The organism is Leifsonia sp. PS1209, from assembly GCF_012317045.1.
Classification (GTDB): Bacteria; Actinomycetota; Actinomycetes; order Actinomycetales; family Microbacteriaceae; genus Leifsonia.
The window spans coordinates 917,753-933,419 of the sequence record NZ_CP051154.1 but is presented as its reverse complement, the minus strand read 5'-3'; the positions used below and the strand labels follow the sequence as shown (position 1 = coordinate 933,419).

Below are 15,667 nucleotides of genomic sequence, written 5' to 3'. Positions count from 1 at the left end.
TCAGGCGCCTTCCTGCGCGACGCGCGCGCTGTCGTTCTGCCGCCCGGTGAACGATGCCGGGTCGAATTCGGGGATCGCTGCGATCAAGTCTCGCGTGTACGGGTGCTGGGGGCGCAGGAATATGTCGTCAGGTTTCCCCTGCTCGACCACCACGCCGTCCTTCATCACGAGAACGCGGTCGCTCAGGTGGCTGATCACGCCGAGGTCGTGCGAGATGAACAGGTACGCGACGCCGGACTCGCGCTGCAGGGCGACCAGCAGGTCGAGGATCTGCGCCTGGATGGTCACATCCAGTGCGGAGACGGCCTCGTCGAGCACGATCACGGCCGGGCGGGGCGCGAGCGCGCGGGCGATGGCGACCCTCTGCCGCTGGCCGCCGGAGAGGCGTAGCGGGAACCGGCCGAGCACGTCGGCGGTGAGCCCGACCTGCCGCAGCAGTTCGACCACGCGCGCCTTCCTCGCCGCGGCGTCGGCGAACCGCTCGCCGCGGAGGGCGTCCAGCAGGATGCGCTCGACGTTCCAGCGCGGATCGAACGAGCTCAGCGGGTCCTGGTAGACCACGGAGATGCGAGGCCGGAGCGTGCGGCGCTTGCGCTCGCTCAGACTCGACCACGCCTGACCGAGCAGGCGCACGTCTCCCCCGTCGAGGCTTTCGAGCCCGAGGGCGAGCCTGGCCGTCGTGCTCTTGCCGGAGCCGGACTCCCCGACGATGCCGAGGGTCTCCCCCGCTGCGAGCGCGAACGAGACGCCGTCGACGGCGCGGGTGACCGTGCCGTCCGCCGTGTGGAACCGCTTGACCAACTCGGTGGCCTGGAGCACGGGCGCCTCGGGGACGGGAGCGTCCTGAGCCGCGCCGGCGACCGCATCCCGCACCTCCGGGAACGGCGGAGACGCCGGGCTCAGCGGTGTGCCCCTGGTCGCCTCGCTCGGAACGGCGGCGATCAGCGCTTTCGTGTACTCGTGCTGCGGCGAGCCGAGCACGGACGCGATGCTCCCCTGCTCGAGCACCTCTCCCCCGCGCATCACCAGGATGTGGTCGGCCAGGCGCGCGACGACGGACAGGTCGTGGCTGATCAGGATGACCGATGCGCCGCGCGCCTTCATCCGTTCGAGCTGTGCGAGCACCTGCGACTGCACCGTGACGTCGAGCGCCGTCGTCGGTTCGTCCGCGATCACGATGTCGGGGTCGAGGGCGATGGCGGAGGCGATCAGCGCGCGCTGGCGCAGCCCGCCGGAGAGCTGGTCCGGCCGCTGACGCGCCCGCACGGCGGGGAACGGCACACCAACGCGTTCGAGCAGGTCGAGCACACGCTGCTTCCTCGCCGCCCTGTCGCCCCAGCCGTGCAGCCGCAGGGCCTCAGCGATCTCCTGGCCGACCGGGCGCAGCGGGTCAAGGGAGACCAGCGCATCCTGCAGCACGAAGCCGATGTCCCTGCCCCGGATGCGCCTCCACTGGCGCGGGGTGAACGACCGCACGTCCTCGTGGTGGATCTCGAGCACGTCGGCGTCGACGAGCGCGTTGCGGCCGGCGAGACCGACGATCGACCGCGCGGTGACGCTCTTGCCGGAGCCGGACTCGCCGACGATCGCGACGCACTGGCCGGGCAGCAGGTCGAACGAGACGCCGGACACGACCTGGCGAACGGCGCCGTCGATGCGGAACGCGGTGCTGAGGTTCTGGACGCGGAGCCTGGTGGCCGGCCAGTCCAGTTCGTCGACCACGCTGTCCGCGGTCGCCGGGCTCTCCTGGGTGACGCTCATCAGCGCTCTCCCTTCTCGAGACGGAGTTGCAGGTGGCGGCCGATCGTGGTGGCGGCGAGCGCCACGGCGACGATGACCAGCCCGGGGACCACCACGAGCCACCAGGCCTGGGTGATGTACGCGCGGCCGGCGTCGAGCAGGGCGCCCCACTCCGACGACGGAGGGGCGACGCCGAGGCCGAGGAACGACAGGCTGGACGCCCAGACGATCGACTGGCCGACGGAGAGGGCGAACACCGCGACCAGCGGGCGCAGCGCGTTCGGCAGGATGTGCGCGCGGATGATGCGCCAGCGCGAGTGCCCGAGGGCGGTCGCCGCCTCGACGTAGCCGGAGTTCCTGGCGCCGAGGATCTGCCCGCGGATCATGCGCGCGTATCCGGGCGCCGTGCCGAGGCCGACCGCGAAGATCTCGGTGGCGGCGGACGGTCCGGCGATGGCGATGAGCAGGAGCGCGAGCAGCAGGGCGGGGAAGGCGAACATGACCTCCACGAACCGGTCGACCACGACCGCGGCCAGCTTCGGGCCGAGCGCGGCGATCGAGCCGAGGATCAGTGCGGTGACGACGCCGACCGCCGCGGCCCCCAGGCCGATCAGCAGCGACTCCCTGGCGCCCCAGACCACGCGTGTGTAGAGGTCGCGGCCGGACTCGTCCGTGCCGAACCAGTGCGCGAACGACGGCGGCTTGAGCGCTGATGCGTAGTCGATGGCGGTCGGCGCGTGCACCGTGAGCGCTTGCGGGGCGAAGGCGGCGACGGCGAGGAGCAGCGCGAAGGCGACCGCGACATAGAGCCCCCACGGGCGCCGTGCGATGGCCGAGGCCGCCGCTCCGACACGGGATGCGCGGTCTCCGCTGCCGACGGAAGGGGTACCGAGTGCTGTCATGACAGGTCCATCCGGGGGTCGATGATGGTGTAGACGATGTCCACGAGCAGGTTCGCCACGACGTAGACGACGGCCACGAGCGTGACGATGCCGACCACGACGGGCAGGTCCTGGTTGTTCACGGCCCCGACGAGCACCGAGCCGATGCCCGGCCGGGAGAAGATCGACTCGACGATGACGGCGCCGGACAGCGTCGCACCGAGCGCCCAGCCGGAGAGCGTGATCGCGGGGATGACCGCGTGCCGCAGAACGTGCCGCAACCGGATGCCCCACTCGCCCATCCCGCGCATCCTGGCCGACAGCACGAACGGCTGTTCGAGCGCCCGTTCGAACTCGGCCCTCGTGCTCTGCGCCATGAACCCGGCGAGCGGGATGGCGAGGGTCAGCGCGGGCAGGATCAGCCCGTTCACGCCGGTGCCGCCGATGATCGGGAACCAGCGCAGGCCGAGACCGAACACCAGCAGCAGGATGATGCCGAGCCAGTATGCGGGGAGCCCGGCCGCGACCACGTCGACAGTGGCGCCGAGCGCGCCGACGCGGGGGCCGCGACCGGCGGTGACGGTCACCCACACGATCATCAGCACCCAGGCGAAGACGATCGCTGTCAGCGACAGGGTCACGGTGGCGCCCAGCTGTTCGCCGATGATCGCGGTGACAGGGCGGTACTGCTGGTACGACGAGCCGAAGTCACCGGCCAGCAGGCCGCGCAGGTAGTCGAGGTACTGCACGATCACCGGACGGTGCAGGCCGTACTGCTCGTTGATCTGCGCCAGCTCCGCCGGGGTGCGCTGCTGCGCCTGACCGGCCCGGATGTTCAGGATGGCCGTGGCCCTGTCGCCGGGGAGGGCGAGCTGGGCGAAGAACGCGACCGTGGCGGCGCCCCAGAGCACCACGACGGCGGACACGACCTTGCGGCCGACCGTGAACAACACGCGCCTGGTGCGGCGCGGTCGCCGCGGCTCCTCCCCGATCGGGGAGGAGGCCGCGACGGCCGGCGAGACCTGGACGGTCTCGCTACTTGGTGAGGTATGCGTCATAGAACGTCGGTCCTCCCTGTGCGTGCTCCTGCCAGACGCCCTTGAGCTTCGTCGAGACGGCGAGGGTGCTGAGCCTGTCGTAGACGCCGATGGAGAGCGCGTGCTCTGCGATGTAGTCCTGCGCCTTCTCGTACGACGCGTTCTGCGCATCCACGGTCGGTGCGGAGTTGCCGTCGAGGATGTACTGCGCGAGCGTCTGGTCGTTGTAGAAGGCGGAGTTGGCGTAGTTGGGGTCGTCGGCGGTGGACGGGCGCCAGTTGATGTAGAGGATGCCCGCGGTCACGGCGGTCCAGTAGCCGACGCTCAGGTCGTGGTCGTCGGGCGTCGAGTACTTCCCGGCGAAGAACTCGCTCTGCGGCACGGGGATGAGCTGCACGTCGAAGCCGACCTTCGACGCCTGCTCCTTCACGCCCTGCAGGATGGCAGCGCCGTCGGAGTTGATGATCGAGCCTGCGCCGTACGGCAGGATCACGCTGAGCGCCGTGCCGTCCTTGACGCGCACGCCCTTGCTGTTCTTCTGCGACCAGCCGGCCGCATCCAGCAGCGCGTTCGCCTTCGCGGTGTCCTGGTGGTACCAGTTCGCGGCCTTCTCGCTGTATCCCGGGGTCGCCTGGCTCACGCCGCCGTTGCCCTCGACCGGGATGACGCCCTGGCCGATGGTGTCGACGATCTGCTTGCGGTCGAGGCTGTACGCGAACGCCTGGCGCACCTTCTCGTCGGTGAACGGGCCCTTCTGCGTGTTGAACGAGATCTGCTGCGGGCGGCCGGGGGTGACGTACTTCTCCAGCTGGTATCCGCCCTCCTTGAGCGTCTTCCACTGGATGGCCGGCACGTCGTAGATCGCGTCGACCTGCCCGCTCTGCAGCGCGGCGACGCGCGTCGTCGGGTCTGCCACGAACTTCCAGTCGACCTCGTCGACGTAGGCCGGGCCCGTGTGCTTCGCGTTGGCCGGCCAGGACGTGTAGTTCGCGTTGCGGGTGAGGACGATGTCCTGCCCGCGGTTCCACTTCTTCACCACGAACGCGCCGGAGCCGATCGGCGCCTCGCAGTTCTGCTCCTTGGTGCGGGTCTCCAGCGCGTGCTGCGACTGGATGCCGAAGTAGCCCTGGCTGAGGTTGTCCGCCAGCCGCGGGTACGGCTTCGAGAGGTTCACCTGCAGGGTCTGGTCGTCGACCGCCTTCGCGGACGAGTAGTAGCCGTTCAGCCAGACCTTGGCCGTGCTGTTGCCGCCCTTGACCCAGTAGTCGAAGTTGTACGCGACGGCGGCGGCGGTCACCGGGGTGCCGTCGGTGAACGTCACGCCCTTCTTGAGCGTGAAGGTCCAGGTGAGGCCGTCGTCCGACTGCTTCCAGGCGGTGGCGAGCCAGGGGACGACCTTGTGGTCCGCATCCAGCGAGGTGAGGTTGTCGAGCACCTGGTACGAGAGGTATGCCTGCTCGATCCAGCCGCCGAACACGCACGCCGGCTCCTGCTGGTGGGCGTAGACGATGGTGCCGCCGGTGACCTTCTCACCGGTGGAGGCTGTGGACGAACCGGCGCATGCGGTCAGCGCCAGGGCGCTGGAGAGCGCGAGAGCGGTGGCTGCGATGGCGGTGCGGAGGGTGCGCGAACGCATGGGGGGACTCCTCGGGGGTGCACGGACGGGTGATGTCCGACCACGCTAGAGAAGCCGTTCAGGATGCGCAGCAACCGGTGCGACGGATAGCGCAACACTGTGTCATTCGTCGACATGTGCTGGCGCAGCGCCGCAGAGGAGCGCTACCCTGCCGAGCCTCCGAGCACGTCCCGCACGATCTCCAGCGACCGGATGCGCCCATCCACGGTCGCAGCGCCCGACGCGATCGTCAGCTCGTCGGCCCCGGTGGAGGCGAGCAGCGCTTCGAGCCGAGTCTTGACCTCCTGCGGGGTGCCGACCGCCTGCCTGGCGTTCCTGGCGGCGATGAACTCCTCTTCGAGCGGGCTGAACTCGTAGGCCAGCGCCTCCTCGACGCTGACCGGCTGCGGCTTGGCTCCCATGCGCATCCGGAGGAAGGACAGCTGGCCGGGGAGCGACAGGGCGCGCACCACCTCGGGGTCGTCGTCGGAGACCACGTTGACGGCGATCATCGTGTGCGGCTCCCGGAGCGATTCGCTCGGCTCGAACCGCGAGCGGTAGAGGTCGAGCGCCTCCTCGGTGTGGTCGCCGGCGAAGTGGTGCGCGAACGCGAACGGCAGCCCGAGGGCGGCGGCGACCTGCGCGCTGAAGCCGCTCGATCCGAGCAGCCAGATCTGCGGGGCGTCGCCGAGGCCGGGCACCGCGATGATGCTGTGCAGCGGGTTCGCGTCGCTCATGCCGCCGGTGAAGAAGCCGATCAGGTCGAGCAGCTGCTGCGGGAAGTCGTCGACGCCGAGCCCTTCTGTGCTGCGGCGGAGGGCCATCGCCGTCGCCCCGTCCGTTCCCGGCGCGCGGCCGATGCCGAGGTCGATCCGGTCGCCGTAGAGCGCGCGGAGCGTCCCGAACTGTTCGGCGACGACGAGCGGCGCGTGGTTCGGCAGCATCACGCCGCCGCTGCCGACCCGGATGCGCGAGGTCGCGGCCGCGATCCCCGCGATGAGCACGGCGGGCGCGCTGGAGGCGATGGCCGGCATCCCGTGGTGCTCGGCCACCCAGAAGCGCTGGTAGCCCAGCTCCTCCGCGGCCTGCGCGAGCCGGACGCTGCCCGCCACGGCGTCCGCGTTCGTGCCCCCGTACGGCCGGTTGGCCAGATCGAGGACGTTGAGCGGGACGGGTGCTGGTGCAGGGCTTGGCGTGGTCACGTGGAAGTCAACCGCCGCCGCGGTGCTGCGATTCCCCCAGGCGGGAAGTTTCCCGTTCGAGAGAAAGGGTGCGGCTCACCTCGTTGTGAGCCGCACCCGTTCCGCTGCGATCAGGACTGGCTCGCCCTGCGGCGTGCCGCCGCGATGAGCGAGAGCACGATCAGGCCGACGACCACCAGTGCTCCGCCGATCCAGGCGAAGTACCAGCCGATGGTCGAGCCCGTGGAGGCGAGACCGGTCGAGCTGGAGCTCGTGGTGGATGCGGGAGCGTCGGCGGGGAGCACCGTGACGGTCACTGCGGAGGCGGCCTGGCTCGTTGAGCCGGTCGCCGTGACGGTGTACGCGCCGCTCGCATCCTGCGGGACGGTGACCTCGACCTGCGAGCCGCCCTGGGGGGTGGCCGTGGGGTCCGAGCTGAGGGTGGCCTGGGACGCGTCCTTGCCGGAGACGACGTACTGGACGCCCTCGGACGGCTTGAACGTACCGGGCGCGCAGGTCATCGTGCTCGTGCCACCGGCTGCGACGGTGGTGGGGCTGATGCTGCAGTCGCCGCCGTGGGTGTACGGGACGGCGTTGGCGGCGGCTGGTGCCGCGAGGGCGATCGCAGCGCCGATGATCAGCGCTGCCAGAACTTTCTTGAACATTCGGGGAGCCTTTCGGGGAGGCCTATCAGTGCACGGGTACGTCAAACTTGACGTTTCCTCACTTTACCGTCGTGCCGCAGTCCAGGGCAACGACCGACACCTTTCCGGATGCCCCCACATCGGGGGACGTCCGCGGCAGCGTCGGTGTGACTTCCACATCCATTCCGGGCTCCGTCTGCTTCACATTCAGCAGGTCGACGCTGACCGTCTTCGACTCCCCGGGAGCCAGCTCGACCGTGAAGACGCTCACCGGCCGCTTCTCGTCCGTGCCGGAGATGGTCGCGTACGGAGCCCCGTCGCTGGTGGTCGAGACGAGCAGGCCGTCCGTCGCTCCGTACACGGCGACACGCGTGCGGATGTTGCCGGGCGGCACCCCGTACGTCCCTGCGCCGGTGACGTAGTCGGGCAGCGTCGTGCCTGCGTCGGCCGGGGCCTTGTTGGTGAGCGTGACGGTGACCCTGCTCGTCGGCTTGCCGTCCACCCGGCAGATCGCCGTGCCCGCCTCGACCTTGGCGGTGAGGTAGTAGTCCATCTTGGCGCCGGTGGCGTCGTTGAAGTACACGCCGAGACCGGCGGTCGATGCGTCGGATGCGGGAAGCGCGCCGGACAGCGTCGTCGGTGCCAGCACCTTCTGCTCCTCCGGATGCGCGCTCCACACCAGCAGACGCCGCTGCGCTCCGGCGTTCGCGAGCGCCTTCACCAGCTCGCCGCCGTCCGCCTTGCCGGAGGCGACGCTGTCGAAGACGGCGGTCGCGGCCGAGGCGAAGTACGCATCCTGCTGCTCGGGCAGCGCGAACTTCTTGTAGCTCTCGCTCAGCAGCAGCGGGATGGCGTCCGCCGCGGTGAGCATGTCGCCCGTCGGCAGCGCGACCGGTCCCGTCGCCTTGAGCAGCCCGGTGAGCACGACGGGATCGATCGTGAGCACGCCGTCCACCGCCCCGCCGTGGGTCTCCTTCCACATCGTGGCCGCCGTGGTGGCCGCGAGCGGGAAGTGCGGCGTGAGGTTCACATCCTGGATGAACCGGGCGAGCAGCGGGCCGTACAGCCCCTGGGTGGACGCCGGGATCGCGGACACCGGAGCCGGCCACGGGCCGATGCTCGTTCCGGAGGACTGCGCCTCGAGCGAGATCGCGCCGTTATCGGCCTTGATGAGGGCGAGCGCGCCGACGAGACCGCCGGTCGCGCGCAGCTCCGCCGGGTTCTGCACGAGCACGAGGTAGGTGCGCGGCCCGTCCGCGCCGAGCATCGGGGGCAGCAGGCGGGCACTGTTGCCCACCGCGTCCACGACGGCCGCCGCCTTGCCGAGCTGGGTGCGCAGCCGGTCGACCGCGCTGGTCACCTGCGGGATGGTCCCCTCGGTGTCGATGCCGTCCACCTCGGTCTTGGCGTGATGGAAGGCGAGCTGCGCCTTCACCACCACCGGCCTGGCTGCGGCGATCGGCGCGAGGTCGATCTTCTTGTCCACCGGCTTGATCGCGCGGGGGTCGACCTGGTTCGCGATCCCGACCAGCGGGTCGATCACCTCGGAGGCGAGCTGGTCGGTGGAGGCGGCGGAGACGCGCACAGCCGTGAGGTTCGAGCCGAGCAGCGGCACCAGCTCCGCGACGCGCCAGACGGGGTCGCCGGTCAGGGAGGCCGCCTCCGCCGCGTGCGTGCGCAGGGTCTTCGCCGCGGTCTTGGCCGTGGCGATGTCGCCGGCGACCACAGCGGTCTGCACCTGCTTGGCCGCGGGAAGCGCCGACTCCAACTCGTTCTTCGCCAGCAGCCCCCGGATGCTCACCCATGCGCCGACGAGCAGCAGCACGAACACGACGGCGGCCACGATCCAGAGGATCATCCTGCGCCTCGCGGGGTTCTTCTGCGGGCGCGGCGGAGCCCCGGCCGGGGTGTACGGGGTGCTGCCAGACGTCGCCATACGACTAATCTAACAATTCCTCACTTTTTGCGGAGGGTTTCTTCCCACCCAGAACCGGGGGTATTTCCGGATGCGGTCAGCGACCGAGTCCGCGGTACGTCCATCCGGCGTCCCGCCAGGCTGCGGGGTCGAGGCAGTTCCTGCCGTCGATGATGCTGCGACGCGCGACCAGCTCGCCGATCGCAGCGGGGTCGAGGCCGGTGAACTGCGGCCACTCGGTGAGCAGCACCACCACGTCGGCGTCGCGCGCCGCCTCCTCGGCGGACGCGGCGTACGTCAGTTGCGGGGCCTTGCCCGCCGCGCTCTCCAGCGCCTCAGGATCGGTGGCCGTCACGACGGCCCCCGCCTCCGCGAGCCGCATCGCCACGTCGAGCGCCGGGGAGTCCCGGATGTCGTCCGAGTGCGGCTTGAAGGCGAGCCCGAGCATCGCGACGCGGGCTCCCTCGAGGTCGCCCACCTCCTCGCGCACCAGCTCGACCACGCGGTCGCGGCGTCGCAGGTTGATCTTGTCCACCTCGGTGAGGAAGGCCAGCGCCTCCCCCTTGCCGAGCTCCCGCGCCCGGGCGCTGAACGCCCGGATGTCCTTGGGCAGGCAGCCGCCGCCGAAGCCGACGCCGGCGTTCAGGAAGCGACGGCCGATCCGCGCGTCGTGGCCGATCGCGTCGGCCAGCTGGGTCACGTCCGCTCCTGTGGCCTCCGCGATCTCCGCCATCGCGTTGATGAAGCTGATCTTGGTGGCCAGGAACGCGTTCGCCGAAACCTTCACGAGCTCGGCCGTGGCGTAGTCGGTGACGATCACCGGCGTGCCGGTGGCGACCGCCGAGGCGTAGACCTCGTCCAGGATGCGCGCTGCGCGCTCCCCCGCCTCGCCGGCCGGGACGCCGTAGACGAGCCGGTCGGGGGCGATCGTGTCCTTCACGGCGAAGCCTTCTCGCAGGAACTCCGGGTTCCACGCGAGCGTCGCGCCCGGCACGGTCGACTCGACCTGCTCGGCCAGCCTCGCCGCCGTCCCGACGGGCACGGTGCTCTTGCCGACGAGGACATCCCCGGGCTTCGCGTGCTTCAGCAGGGTGCTGAACGCCGCATCCACGTAGCGCATGTCCGCGGCGTCTCCGTCGGCCACCTGCGGGGTGCCGACCGCGACGAAGTGCACGTCGGCGTCCGCCGCAGCCGCGAAGTCGGTGGTGAACCGCAGTCGGCCGGATGCGATCGAGGAGGCGAGCACGTCGGGCAGGCCGGGCTCGAAGAACGGCGCCTGGCCGGAGGACAGCAGGGCGATCTTGCGTTCGTCGACGTCGATGCCGACGACCTCGTGGCCGAGGTGTGCCATGGAGGCGGCGTGCACCGCACCGAGATAGCCGCAGCCGATCACGGAGATTCTCATGCTGAAGTCGTTTCTTCCGGGGAGCGGGTGCTCGGACGATCAGGTGAAGTCGGGGTCGGGCTCGTCAGTGTACGCGGCGGCGTCGAGTGGCCAGTGCCTGCGGCCGTTGTTGAGCACGCCCTGGCTCTCCTGCAGGTAGCAGGCTCCGCAGAGCGACTCGTAGCTGACGGATGCGCCGTCGATCGCGACCTGGTCGCCGTCGAAGACGAAGATCCCGTCGATCTTGCGCGCGTTGAAGATGGCTTTCCTGCCGCAGCGGCAGATCGTCTTGAGCTCTTCGAGGGTGTGCGCGATCTCGAGGAGGCGCCTGCTGCCGGGGAAGGCGACGGTCTGGAAGTCGGTGCGGATGCCGTACGCCAGCACCGGGATGTTCTCGAGCAGCGCGATCCGGAGCAGGTCGTCGATCTGCGCCTCCGTCAGGAACTGCGCCTCGTCGACGAGGAGGGCGCTCACATCGCGGTCGAACCGCTTGATCGTGCGCTCCCTGTGCTGCTGGAACTTGCCGTACGCGTCGGACTCCGGCGCCAGCAGGTAGTCGACGTCGCGGGTCACCCCGAGTCGCGACAGGATGCCCATGTCGCCCTTGGTGTCGATCGACGGCTTCGTGAGCAGCACGCGATGACCGCGCTCCTCGTAGTTGTAGGCCGCTTGGAGCATCGCCGTGCTCTTACCGCTGTTCATCGCGCCGTAGCGGAAATACAGTTTTGCCACGCACCGATCCTAGGGGGTGCCGCCCGAACGTCAGGTCAGGTAGCCGTCCTCGGCGGCGCGCCGGATCAGATCGGCGCGGGAACTGGTGGGCCTCCCCGCCTTGCCGTACTTCTCCCTCACCCTGCGCAGGTAGGTCTTCGCGGTCTCGTATTGCACGTTCATCGCCTTGGCGACCTCGGAGGTGGTCCTGCCGTCGGCATAGAGCGTGAGCGCCTGCCGCTCTCCGTCGCTGAGCCGCGGTCGCGCGGACTCCGGGATGCTCGGCTTCGGCCGCCACGCCGGTTCATGCTGTGCGGTCTTCTGCGTGTCGTCCGTGCCACGGCCCATCGCACTGAGGGCGGCCTCGAGCACCTCGGACATCGGCTGGGTCTTGCTCAGGTAGGCGACGGCGCCGGCGGCGAGCGCCGCATCCCGATCTTCGGCGGTGTCGACGGCGCTGAGCACGATCACCTTCGCCCCCGCCGCCCGGCAGGTGCGCACGCGTGCGCCGATGGAGATGGTCTCCCGCAGCTGCAGGTCCATGATGACCAGATCGGTGGGGAATTGGTCGCTGTGCACGAGTTCGAGCCAGCTGCTGGCCCGCAGCACCAGGTCGAGGTCGGGGGCGTTCTTTTCGATCCACGAGGAGAGGCTGTCGAGCAGCAGCTCGTGGTCGTCGAGCAGCGCCAGGCGGATCGGCGGTGGTGGAGCGGATGCACTGGTCACCTGTTCTCCCCTTCCGGGTCGGCGAAACGGATCGTGATGTGCTGGCCGTGGCTGCGCATGGACGCATCCATCGCCACCGAGCGCAGGGAGCTGAGCAGTGCGGAGAGTGCCCTCCGCTGGTCGCGCGGGATCTGCCCGGCCGCCGCGGTCAGCTCGAACGCCGGATGCTCCGGGTTGCTCGCGACGATGCGCACGGACGCCGGGTCGAGCCCCGGCAGCGCCGCGACGGTCGCGATGATGGCGCCGACGATCGCCCGCTGCTCGTCACTGAGCACCCTGTCGAGCCGTTCAGGGTCGTCGACCATCCGGAGGGTGCGCGTCGTGCGCTGGTCGAGTCCGCGCTGGGCGAGCGCGTGGGAGAGGCGTTCGGCGAGCCAGGTGCGGTCGACGGCGGTGACGGTCCCGTCGCGCAACCGGACGGCGAGCTCGCGTGCCTCCGCGGTGTCCGCCTGCGTGATCTCGCCACGCCGCAGCAGGTCGGCGAGGAACGGCACGGTCGACTCGTTCAGCGTGGACATCTGCTCCTGCCCCACCATGCGCCTGGCGGTTTCGCGCAGCTCGGTGTCGAGCTCGGCCTGCCCGCGCTTGGCGACCTGCCGCCAGGCCAGCGTCTCGCCCGTCATCGTCCAGGCGTACCCGCACCCTCCCAACGCGAGCGCGACGATCGGCGTCGCGGACACGGTGAAGTACACGACGGGACTCGTGACCAGCGCGAGCGAGGGCCCTTGCAGCGCCGAGGAGAGCCCGAGTGCGAACGCGGAGACGACGGCGACCCCCATCACCTCGGAGATCGGCCGGTACAACGGCATCGCGATCAGGAACAGGGCGACGGCGATCTGCCCCCAGTCGTCCTGGATGCGCAGGTTGCGTCCCCACGACGCCGCCGTGAACGCGAGGGCTGCGATCAGCGTCACCGCCATCACGGAGAGGTTCGCGCCGCGTCCGAACGGAGCGAGGGCCGGATGCGCGCGCACGGAGAACGCGATGCCGGCGAGGACGAGCAGCACGATGGCGGAGTACGCGAGCGCGGGGTCGCGCAGCTGGTGGGCGTGCTGGACGGTGGAGTAGACGGCGTACCCGACGGCCACCACGCAGAGCAGCGGGACGAGCATCCACGCCGATTGCACGCCGAGCGGGTCGAGCCGCTGCGGGGTGCGTTCGAACGACCCGGATCGCAGCCGCACGATGGTGGCGTCGTCGAGCGCGGTCATCCCGCCGCCTCCTCGTCGCCGGCTGGGACGACGATGAGCACGGTGGTGCCGACGTCCTCGCTCGAGTAGATGGTCACGGCGCCGCCGACGCGTCCGATCCGGTCGTGCACGGACTGCCGCAACCCGAGTCTGTCCGCCGCGGCAGCCGACGGCACGAATCCATGCCCCTCGTCCACCACCATGACGGAAACCGAGTCGCCCGACGACGACAGCGTCACCTCGGCGGTCGCGCTCCCGGAGTGCCGCACCACGTTGACGAGGCACTGCCGGACGGCCAGCCCGACGGCCCGCCTGCGCTCCTCCGACAGCCGGCCGATCACATCCCGGTCGCCGGAGATGCTCACCGCCAGCCCTTCGTCGCGGGCGGACTCGACCGCCCGGTGCAACTCGCTGCCGAGCCACACGTCCCCGGTCGTGCCGTCACCCCGTGGATGCGCGTGATGCGCCTCGAGGCCACCCCCGCCCGCGAGCGAGTCGCCTCCCTGGCTCGCGCTACCTGCGCCGCTCGTGTCGCTCGCGCCGTCGCCACGCTCCCCTGCCTCGGGACCGCCCTCCACGTCGCGAGCAGCCGCCCCCGCCGCTCCCGCCGCCCTCGGCACCCCCGGCACCGCGCCGCCGAGCGACGCGAGATCGGCTTCGATGCGCGCCCGGAGCCGCGGCGCCAGCGGTCCCGGCGTCGCGGCGGCCACGGCGAGCAGCTCGCTGAGAACCGTGTCGTGGAGGTCGGCCGCGTACTCGGCGATCACGTCGCGGCGCAGGTCGATGAGCCGCGCATCCCGGACGGACCGGTGGATCGCGGACTGGGTGCGGCTGCGCGTGCCGCGGGTGATCCCGTCGAAGGCCAGTACCCCGACGAACAGCAGGTACGCGCCGAGCGAGATCGCGTCCGGCCGGAACACCCGTCCCGCGTTGGACGCGGCCAGCATCACGGCCACTTCGGCGAGCGCGAACCCCACCGTCGACCACAGGATCCCTGTGAGCGACCCTGTGCCCGCTCCGCCGACCAGCGTCATCGCGATCACCGGCAGTGCCACCACGAACAAGTTGGTGTCCGTGTAGCTGGGCGTGGTCGTCAGGAGGATCAGCACGTAGACGTACGTGGACAGCGCCCCGACCACGAGGTAGGCGACGGTCAGCGCGAGCGTCCTCCCCCGCGCCAGCAGCACCAGCAGCCCCACCATCGGCAGCAGCACCAGCAGGCCGACCCACGAGAACGCTCCGGCCGCCCCGAACCCGGCGACGGTCACGTTCACGAACGCGGACGCCAGGCACACCAGTCCCGCCCAGCGCGCAGCAGTGGCGAGCGCCCGCGAGTTGGCGACCCGCGCGAGATGACTCGGTAGCCCGAGCGACATCTCCACCCCCTCGTGTCCTGAGCCTCCGCCTGAGCCTCAGGGGGATTATGTCACCTCCGCCATCCCGTGTGTACCCCAATGTCCAAACGATGTACCCCGCACGCAACCCTCAGAACAGCGTCGGCTGCACGCCCAGCATCGTGAGTCCGTTGCTCTCCGCATCCACCTCCTCCGGGATCACCCTGATGCGGCGCGCTCCCGCTGCGGCGGACACCACCTGCCGCTCCCCCTCGCCGTCGCGCAGCATCCCGAGCGCAGTCGACCTCACCCCGCCTGTCAGGGGGTCCTCTTCTCCGCGCTGCAGCCCGTGCGTACTGATCAGCGGCTTGATCTTGGCCGCCAGCCATTTGCGATACTCCTTCGGAGCGTGCGCCCCTCCGCCATACATGCGGCGGTACTGCGGCAGCAGCTCGGGATACTCCCTCCCGAGCCACAGGTAGTACCACTCCTTCACGCCCGGCTTGAGATGGAGGGCCGTGTAGAGCACCGACGTCGCTCCCGCCTCCTTCGCCTGCCGGAGCGCTTCGTCGAGGTGCGCCCTGGTGTCGGTGAGGTAGGGCAGGATCGGCATGAGGAACACCGCGCAGTCGAGTCCGTGCTCCCGCACCGCCGTGACCGTCGCCAGCCGCGCCTTGGTGGTGGGCGTTCCGGGCTCGACCGACTGCTGCAGCTCGTCGTCGTAGACCGCGATCGACATTGCGAGGTCGACGGGCACCCGCCGGGCGGCGTCTGCCAGCTGGTCGAGGTCGCGCCGCAGCAGGGACCCCTTGGTGAGGATGCTGAACGGCGTGCCCGTGTCTGCCAGTGCGTCGATGATCCCCGGCATCAGCGCGTACCTGCCCTCCGCCCGCTGGTACGGGTCGGTGTTGGTGCCGAGTGCCACCGGGTGGTGCCCCCAGCTCGGTCGGCTCAACTCTTTGCGGAGCACATCGGCCACGTTGACCTTGACGATGATCTCCTGGTCGAAGTCTTTGCCGCCGTCGAGCTCGAGATAGGAGTGCGTCGGCCGGGCGAAGCAGTAGACGCACGCGTGCGAGCATCCACGGTATGGGTTGATGGTCCAGCCGAACGGCATCGGCCCTCCGCCACCGGGGATCTTGTTGAGCGCCGACTTCGCGAGCACCTCGTGAAACGTGATGCCCGCGAAGTCGGGTGTGCGCACCGACCGCACCAGGTTGTTGAGCCGCGCCAGCCCCGGCAGCGTCGACGGCTCTTCGGCCGTGAGTTCTTGCCCGCTCCATCTCATGGATTCATTCGAACATATGTT

Annotated in this window: 13 protein-coding genes; all 13 read right to left on the bottom strand. The window is 70.3% G+C overall.

Annotated features, from left to right (window positions below; genetic code table 11):
• The 13 genes from HF024_RS04535 to HF024_RS04475 all read right to left on the bottom strand — a co-directional run bounded on the left by HF024_RS04535 (nucleotide 1) and on the right by HF024_RS04475 (nucleotide 15,646).
• The gene (locus tag HF024_RS04535; protein ID WP_168688801.1) at nucleotides 1-1,761 is read right to left on the bottom strand and encodes an ABC transporter ATP-binding protein; all 1,761 of its coding nucleotides are present in this window, start codon (nucleotides 1,759-1,761) and stop codon (nucleotides 1-3) included.
• On the bottom strand, nucleotides 1,761-2,642 hold the full coding sequence (locus HF024_RS04530) for an ABC transporter permease (protein ID WP_168688800.1): 882 nt from the start codon (nucleotides 2,640-2,642) through the stop codon (nucleotides 1,761-1,763). The genes HF024_RS04535 and HF024_RS04530 overlap by 1 nt, the downstream gene beginning before the upstream one ends.
• Nucleotides 2,639-3,679, bottom strand: coding sequence for an ABC transporter permease (locus tag HF024_RS04525; protein ID WP_085369239.1), 1,041 nt, complete (start codon nucleotides 3,677-3,679; stop codon nucleotides 2,639-2,641). The genes HF024_RS04530 and HF024_RS04525 overlap by 4 nt, the downstream gene beginning before the upstream one ends.
• A complete protein-coding gene (locus tag HF024_RS04520) occupies nucleotides 3,657-5,294 on the bottom strand; it encodes an ABC transporter substrate-binding protein (RefSeq protein WP_168688799.1) in 1,638 nt (545 codons plus the stop codon). The genes HF024_RS04525 and HF024_RS04520 overlap by 23 nt, the downstream gene beginning before the upstream one ends.
• 143 nt (nucleotides 5,295-5,437) lie before the next feature.
• A complete protein-coding gene (locus HF024_RS04515) occupies nucleotides 5,438-6,475 on the bottom strand; it encodes an LLM class flavin-dependent oxidoreductase (RefSeq protein WP_168688798.1) in 1,038 nt (345 codons plus the stop codon).
• 110 nt (nucleotides 6,476-6,585) lie between these two features.
• A complete protein-coding gene (locus HF024_RS04510; RefSeq protein WP_168688797.1) occupies nucleotides 6,586-7,119 on the bottom strand; it encodes a hypothetical protein in 534 nt (177 codons plus the stop codon).
• Nucleotides 7,120-7,177: 58 nt separating this feature from the next.
• Nucleotides 7,178-9,034 (bottom strand): DUF4012 domain-containing protein, encoded by a 1,857-nt coding sequence (locus HF024_RS04505; RefSeq protein ID WP_168688796.1) that lies wholly within the window; start codon nucleotides 9,032-9,034, stop codon nucleotides 7,178-7,180.
• 76 nt (nucleotides 9,035-9,110) lie between these two features.
• Nucleotides 9,111-10,418, bottom strand: a complete 1,308-nt coding sequence (locus HF024_RS04500; protein ID WP_168688795.1) for a UDP-glucose/GDP-mannose dehydrogenase family protein — start codon at nucleotides 10,416-10,418, stop codon at nucleotides 9,111-9,113.
• A 39-nt stretch (nucleotides 10,419-10,457) separates the two neighbouring features.
• Entirely contained in the window at nucleotides 10,458-11,129 is a 672-nt protein-coding gene (locus HF024_RS04495) for a thymidine kinase (protein ID WP_085369245.1), read from the bottom strand.
• A 30-nt stretch (nucleotides 11,130-11,159) separates the two neighbouring features.
• Entirely contained in the window at nucleotides 11,160-11,834 is a 675-nt protein-coding gene (locus HF024_RS04490; RefSeq protein ID WP_168688794.1) for a response regulator, read from the bottom strand.
• Nucleotides 11,831-13,045: a hypothetical protein gene (locus HF024_RS04485; RefSeq protein WP_168688793.1), complete on the bottom strand. Its 1,215-nt coding sequence runs from the start codon at nucleotides 13,043-13,045 to the stop codon at nucleotides 11,831-11,833. Before HF024_RS04485 ends, HF024_RS04490 begins: the two co-directional genes overlap by 4 nt.
• Nucleotides 13,042-14,400 (bottom strand): sensor histidine kinase, encoded by a 1,359-nt coding sequence (locus HF024_RS04480; RefSeq protein WP_168688792.1) that lies wholly within the window; start codon nucleotides 14,398-14,400, stop codon nucleotides 13,042-13,044. The genes HF024_RS04485 and HF024_RS04480 overlap by 4 nt, the downstream gene beginning before the upstream one ends.
• 109 nt (nucleotides 14,401-14,509) lie before the next feature.
• Nucleotides 14,510-15,646 carry an Rv2578c family radical SAM protein gene (locus HF024_RS04475; RefSeq protein WP_168688791.1) on the bottom strand — a complete coding sequence of 379 codons (1,137 nt, stop codon included), beginning with the start codon at nucleotides 15,644-15,646 and terminating at the stop codon, nucleotides 14,510-14,512.
• Nucleotides 15,647-15,667 lie beyond the last annotated feature (21 nt).

Coding starts and splice junctions, on each gene's coding strand:
- HF024_RS04535 (WP_168688801.1), bottom strand. CDS start 1,761: ATGAGCGTCACCCAGGAGAGCCCGGCGACCGCGGACAGCGTGGTCGAC.
- HF024_RS04530 (WP_168688800.1), bottom strand. CDS start 2,642: ATGACAGCACTCGGTACCCCTTCCGTCGGCAGCGGAGACCGCGCATCC.
- HF024_RS04525 (WP_085369239.1), bottom strand. CDS start 3,679: ATGACGCATACCTCACCAAGTAGCGAGACCGTCCAGGTCTCGCCGGCC.
- HF024_RS04520 (WP_168688799.1), bottom strand. CDS start 5,294: ATGCGTTCGCGCACCCTCCGCACCGCCATCGCAGCCACCGCTCTCGCG.
- HF024_RS04510 (WP_168688797.1), bottom strand. CDS start 7,119: ATGTTCAAGAAAGTTCTGGCAGCGCTGATCATCGGCGCTGCGATCGCC.
- HF024_RS04505 (WP_168688796.1), bottom strand. CDS start 9,034: ATGGCGACGTCTGGCAGCACCCCGTACACCCCGGCCGGGGCTCCGCCG.
- HF024_RS04500 (WP_168688795.1), bottom strand. CDS start 10,418: ATGAGAATCTCCGTGATCGGCTGCGGCTATCTCGGTGCGGTGCACGCC.
- HF024_RS04485 (WP_168688793.1), bottom strand. CDS start 13,045: ATGACCGCGCTCGACGACGCCACCATCGTGCGGCTGCGATCCGGGTCG.
- HF024_RS04480 (WP_168688792.1), bottom strand. CDS start 14,400: ATGTCGCTCGGGCTACCGAGTCATCTCGCGCGGGTCGCCAACTCGCGG.
- HF024_RS04475 (WP_168688791.1), bottom strand. CDS start 15,646: ATGAGATGGAGCGGGCAAGAACTCACGGCCGAAGAGCCGTCGACGCTG.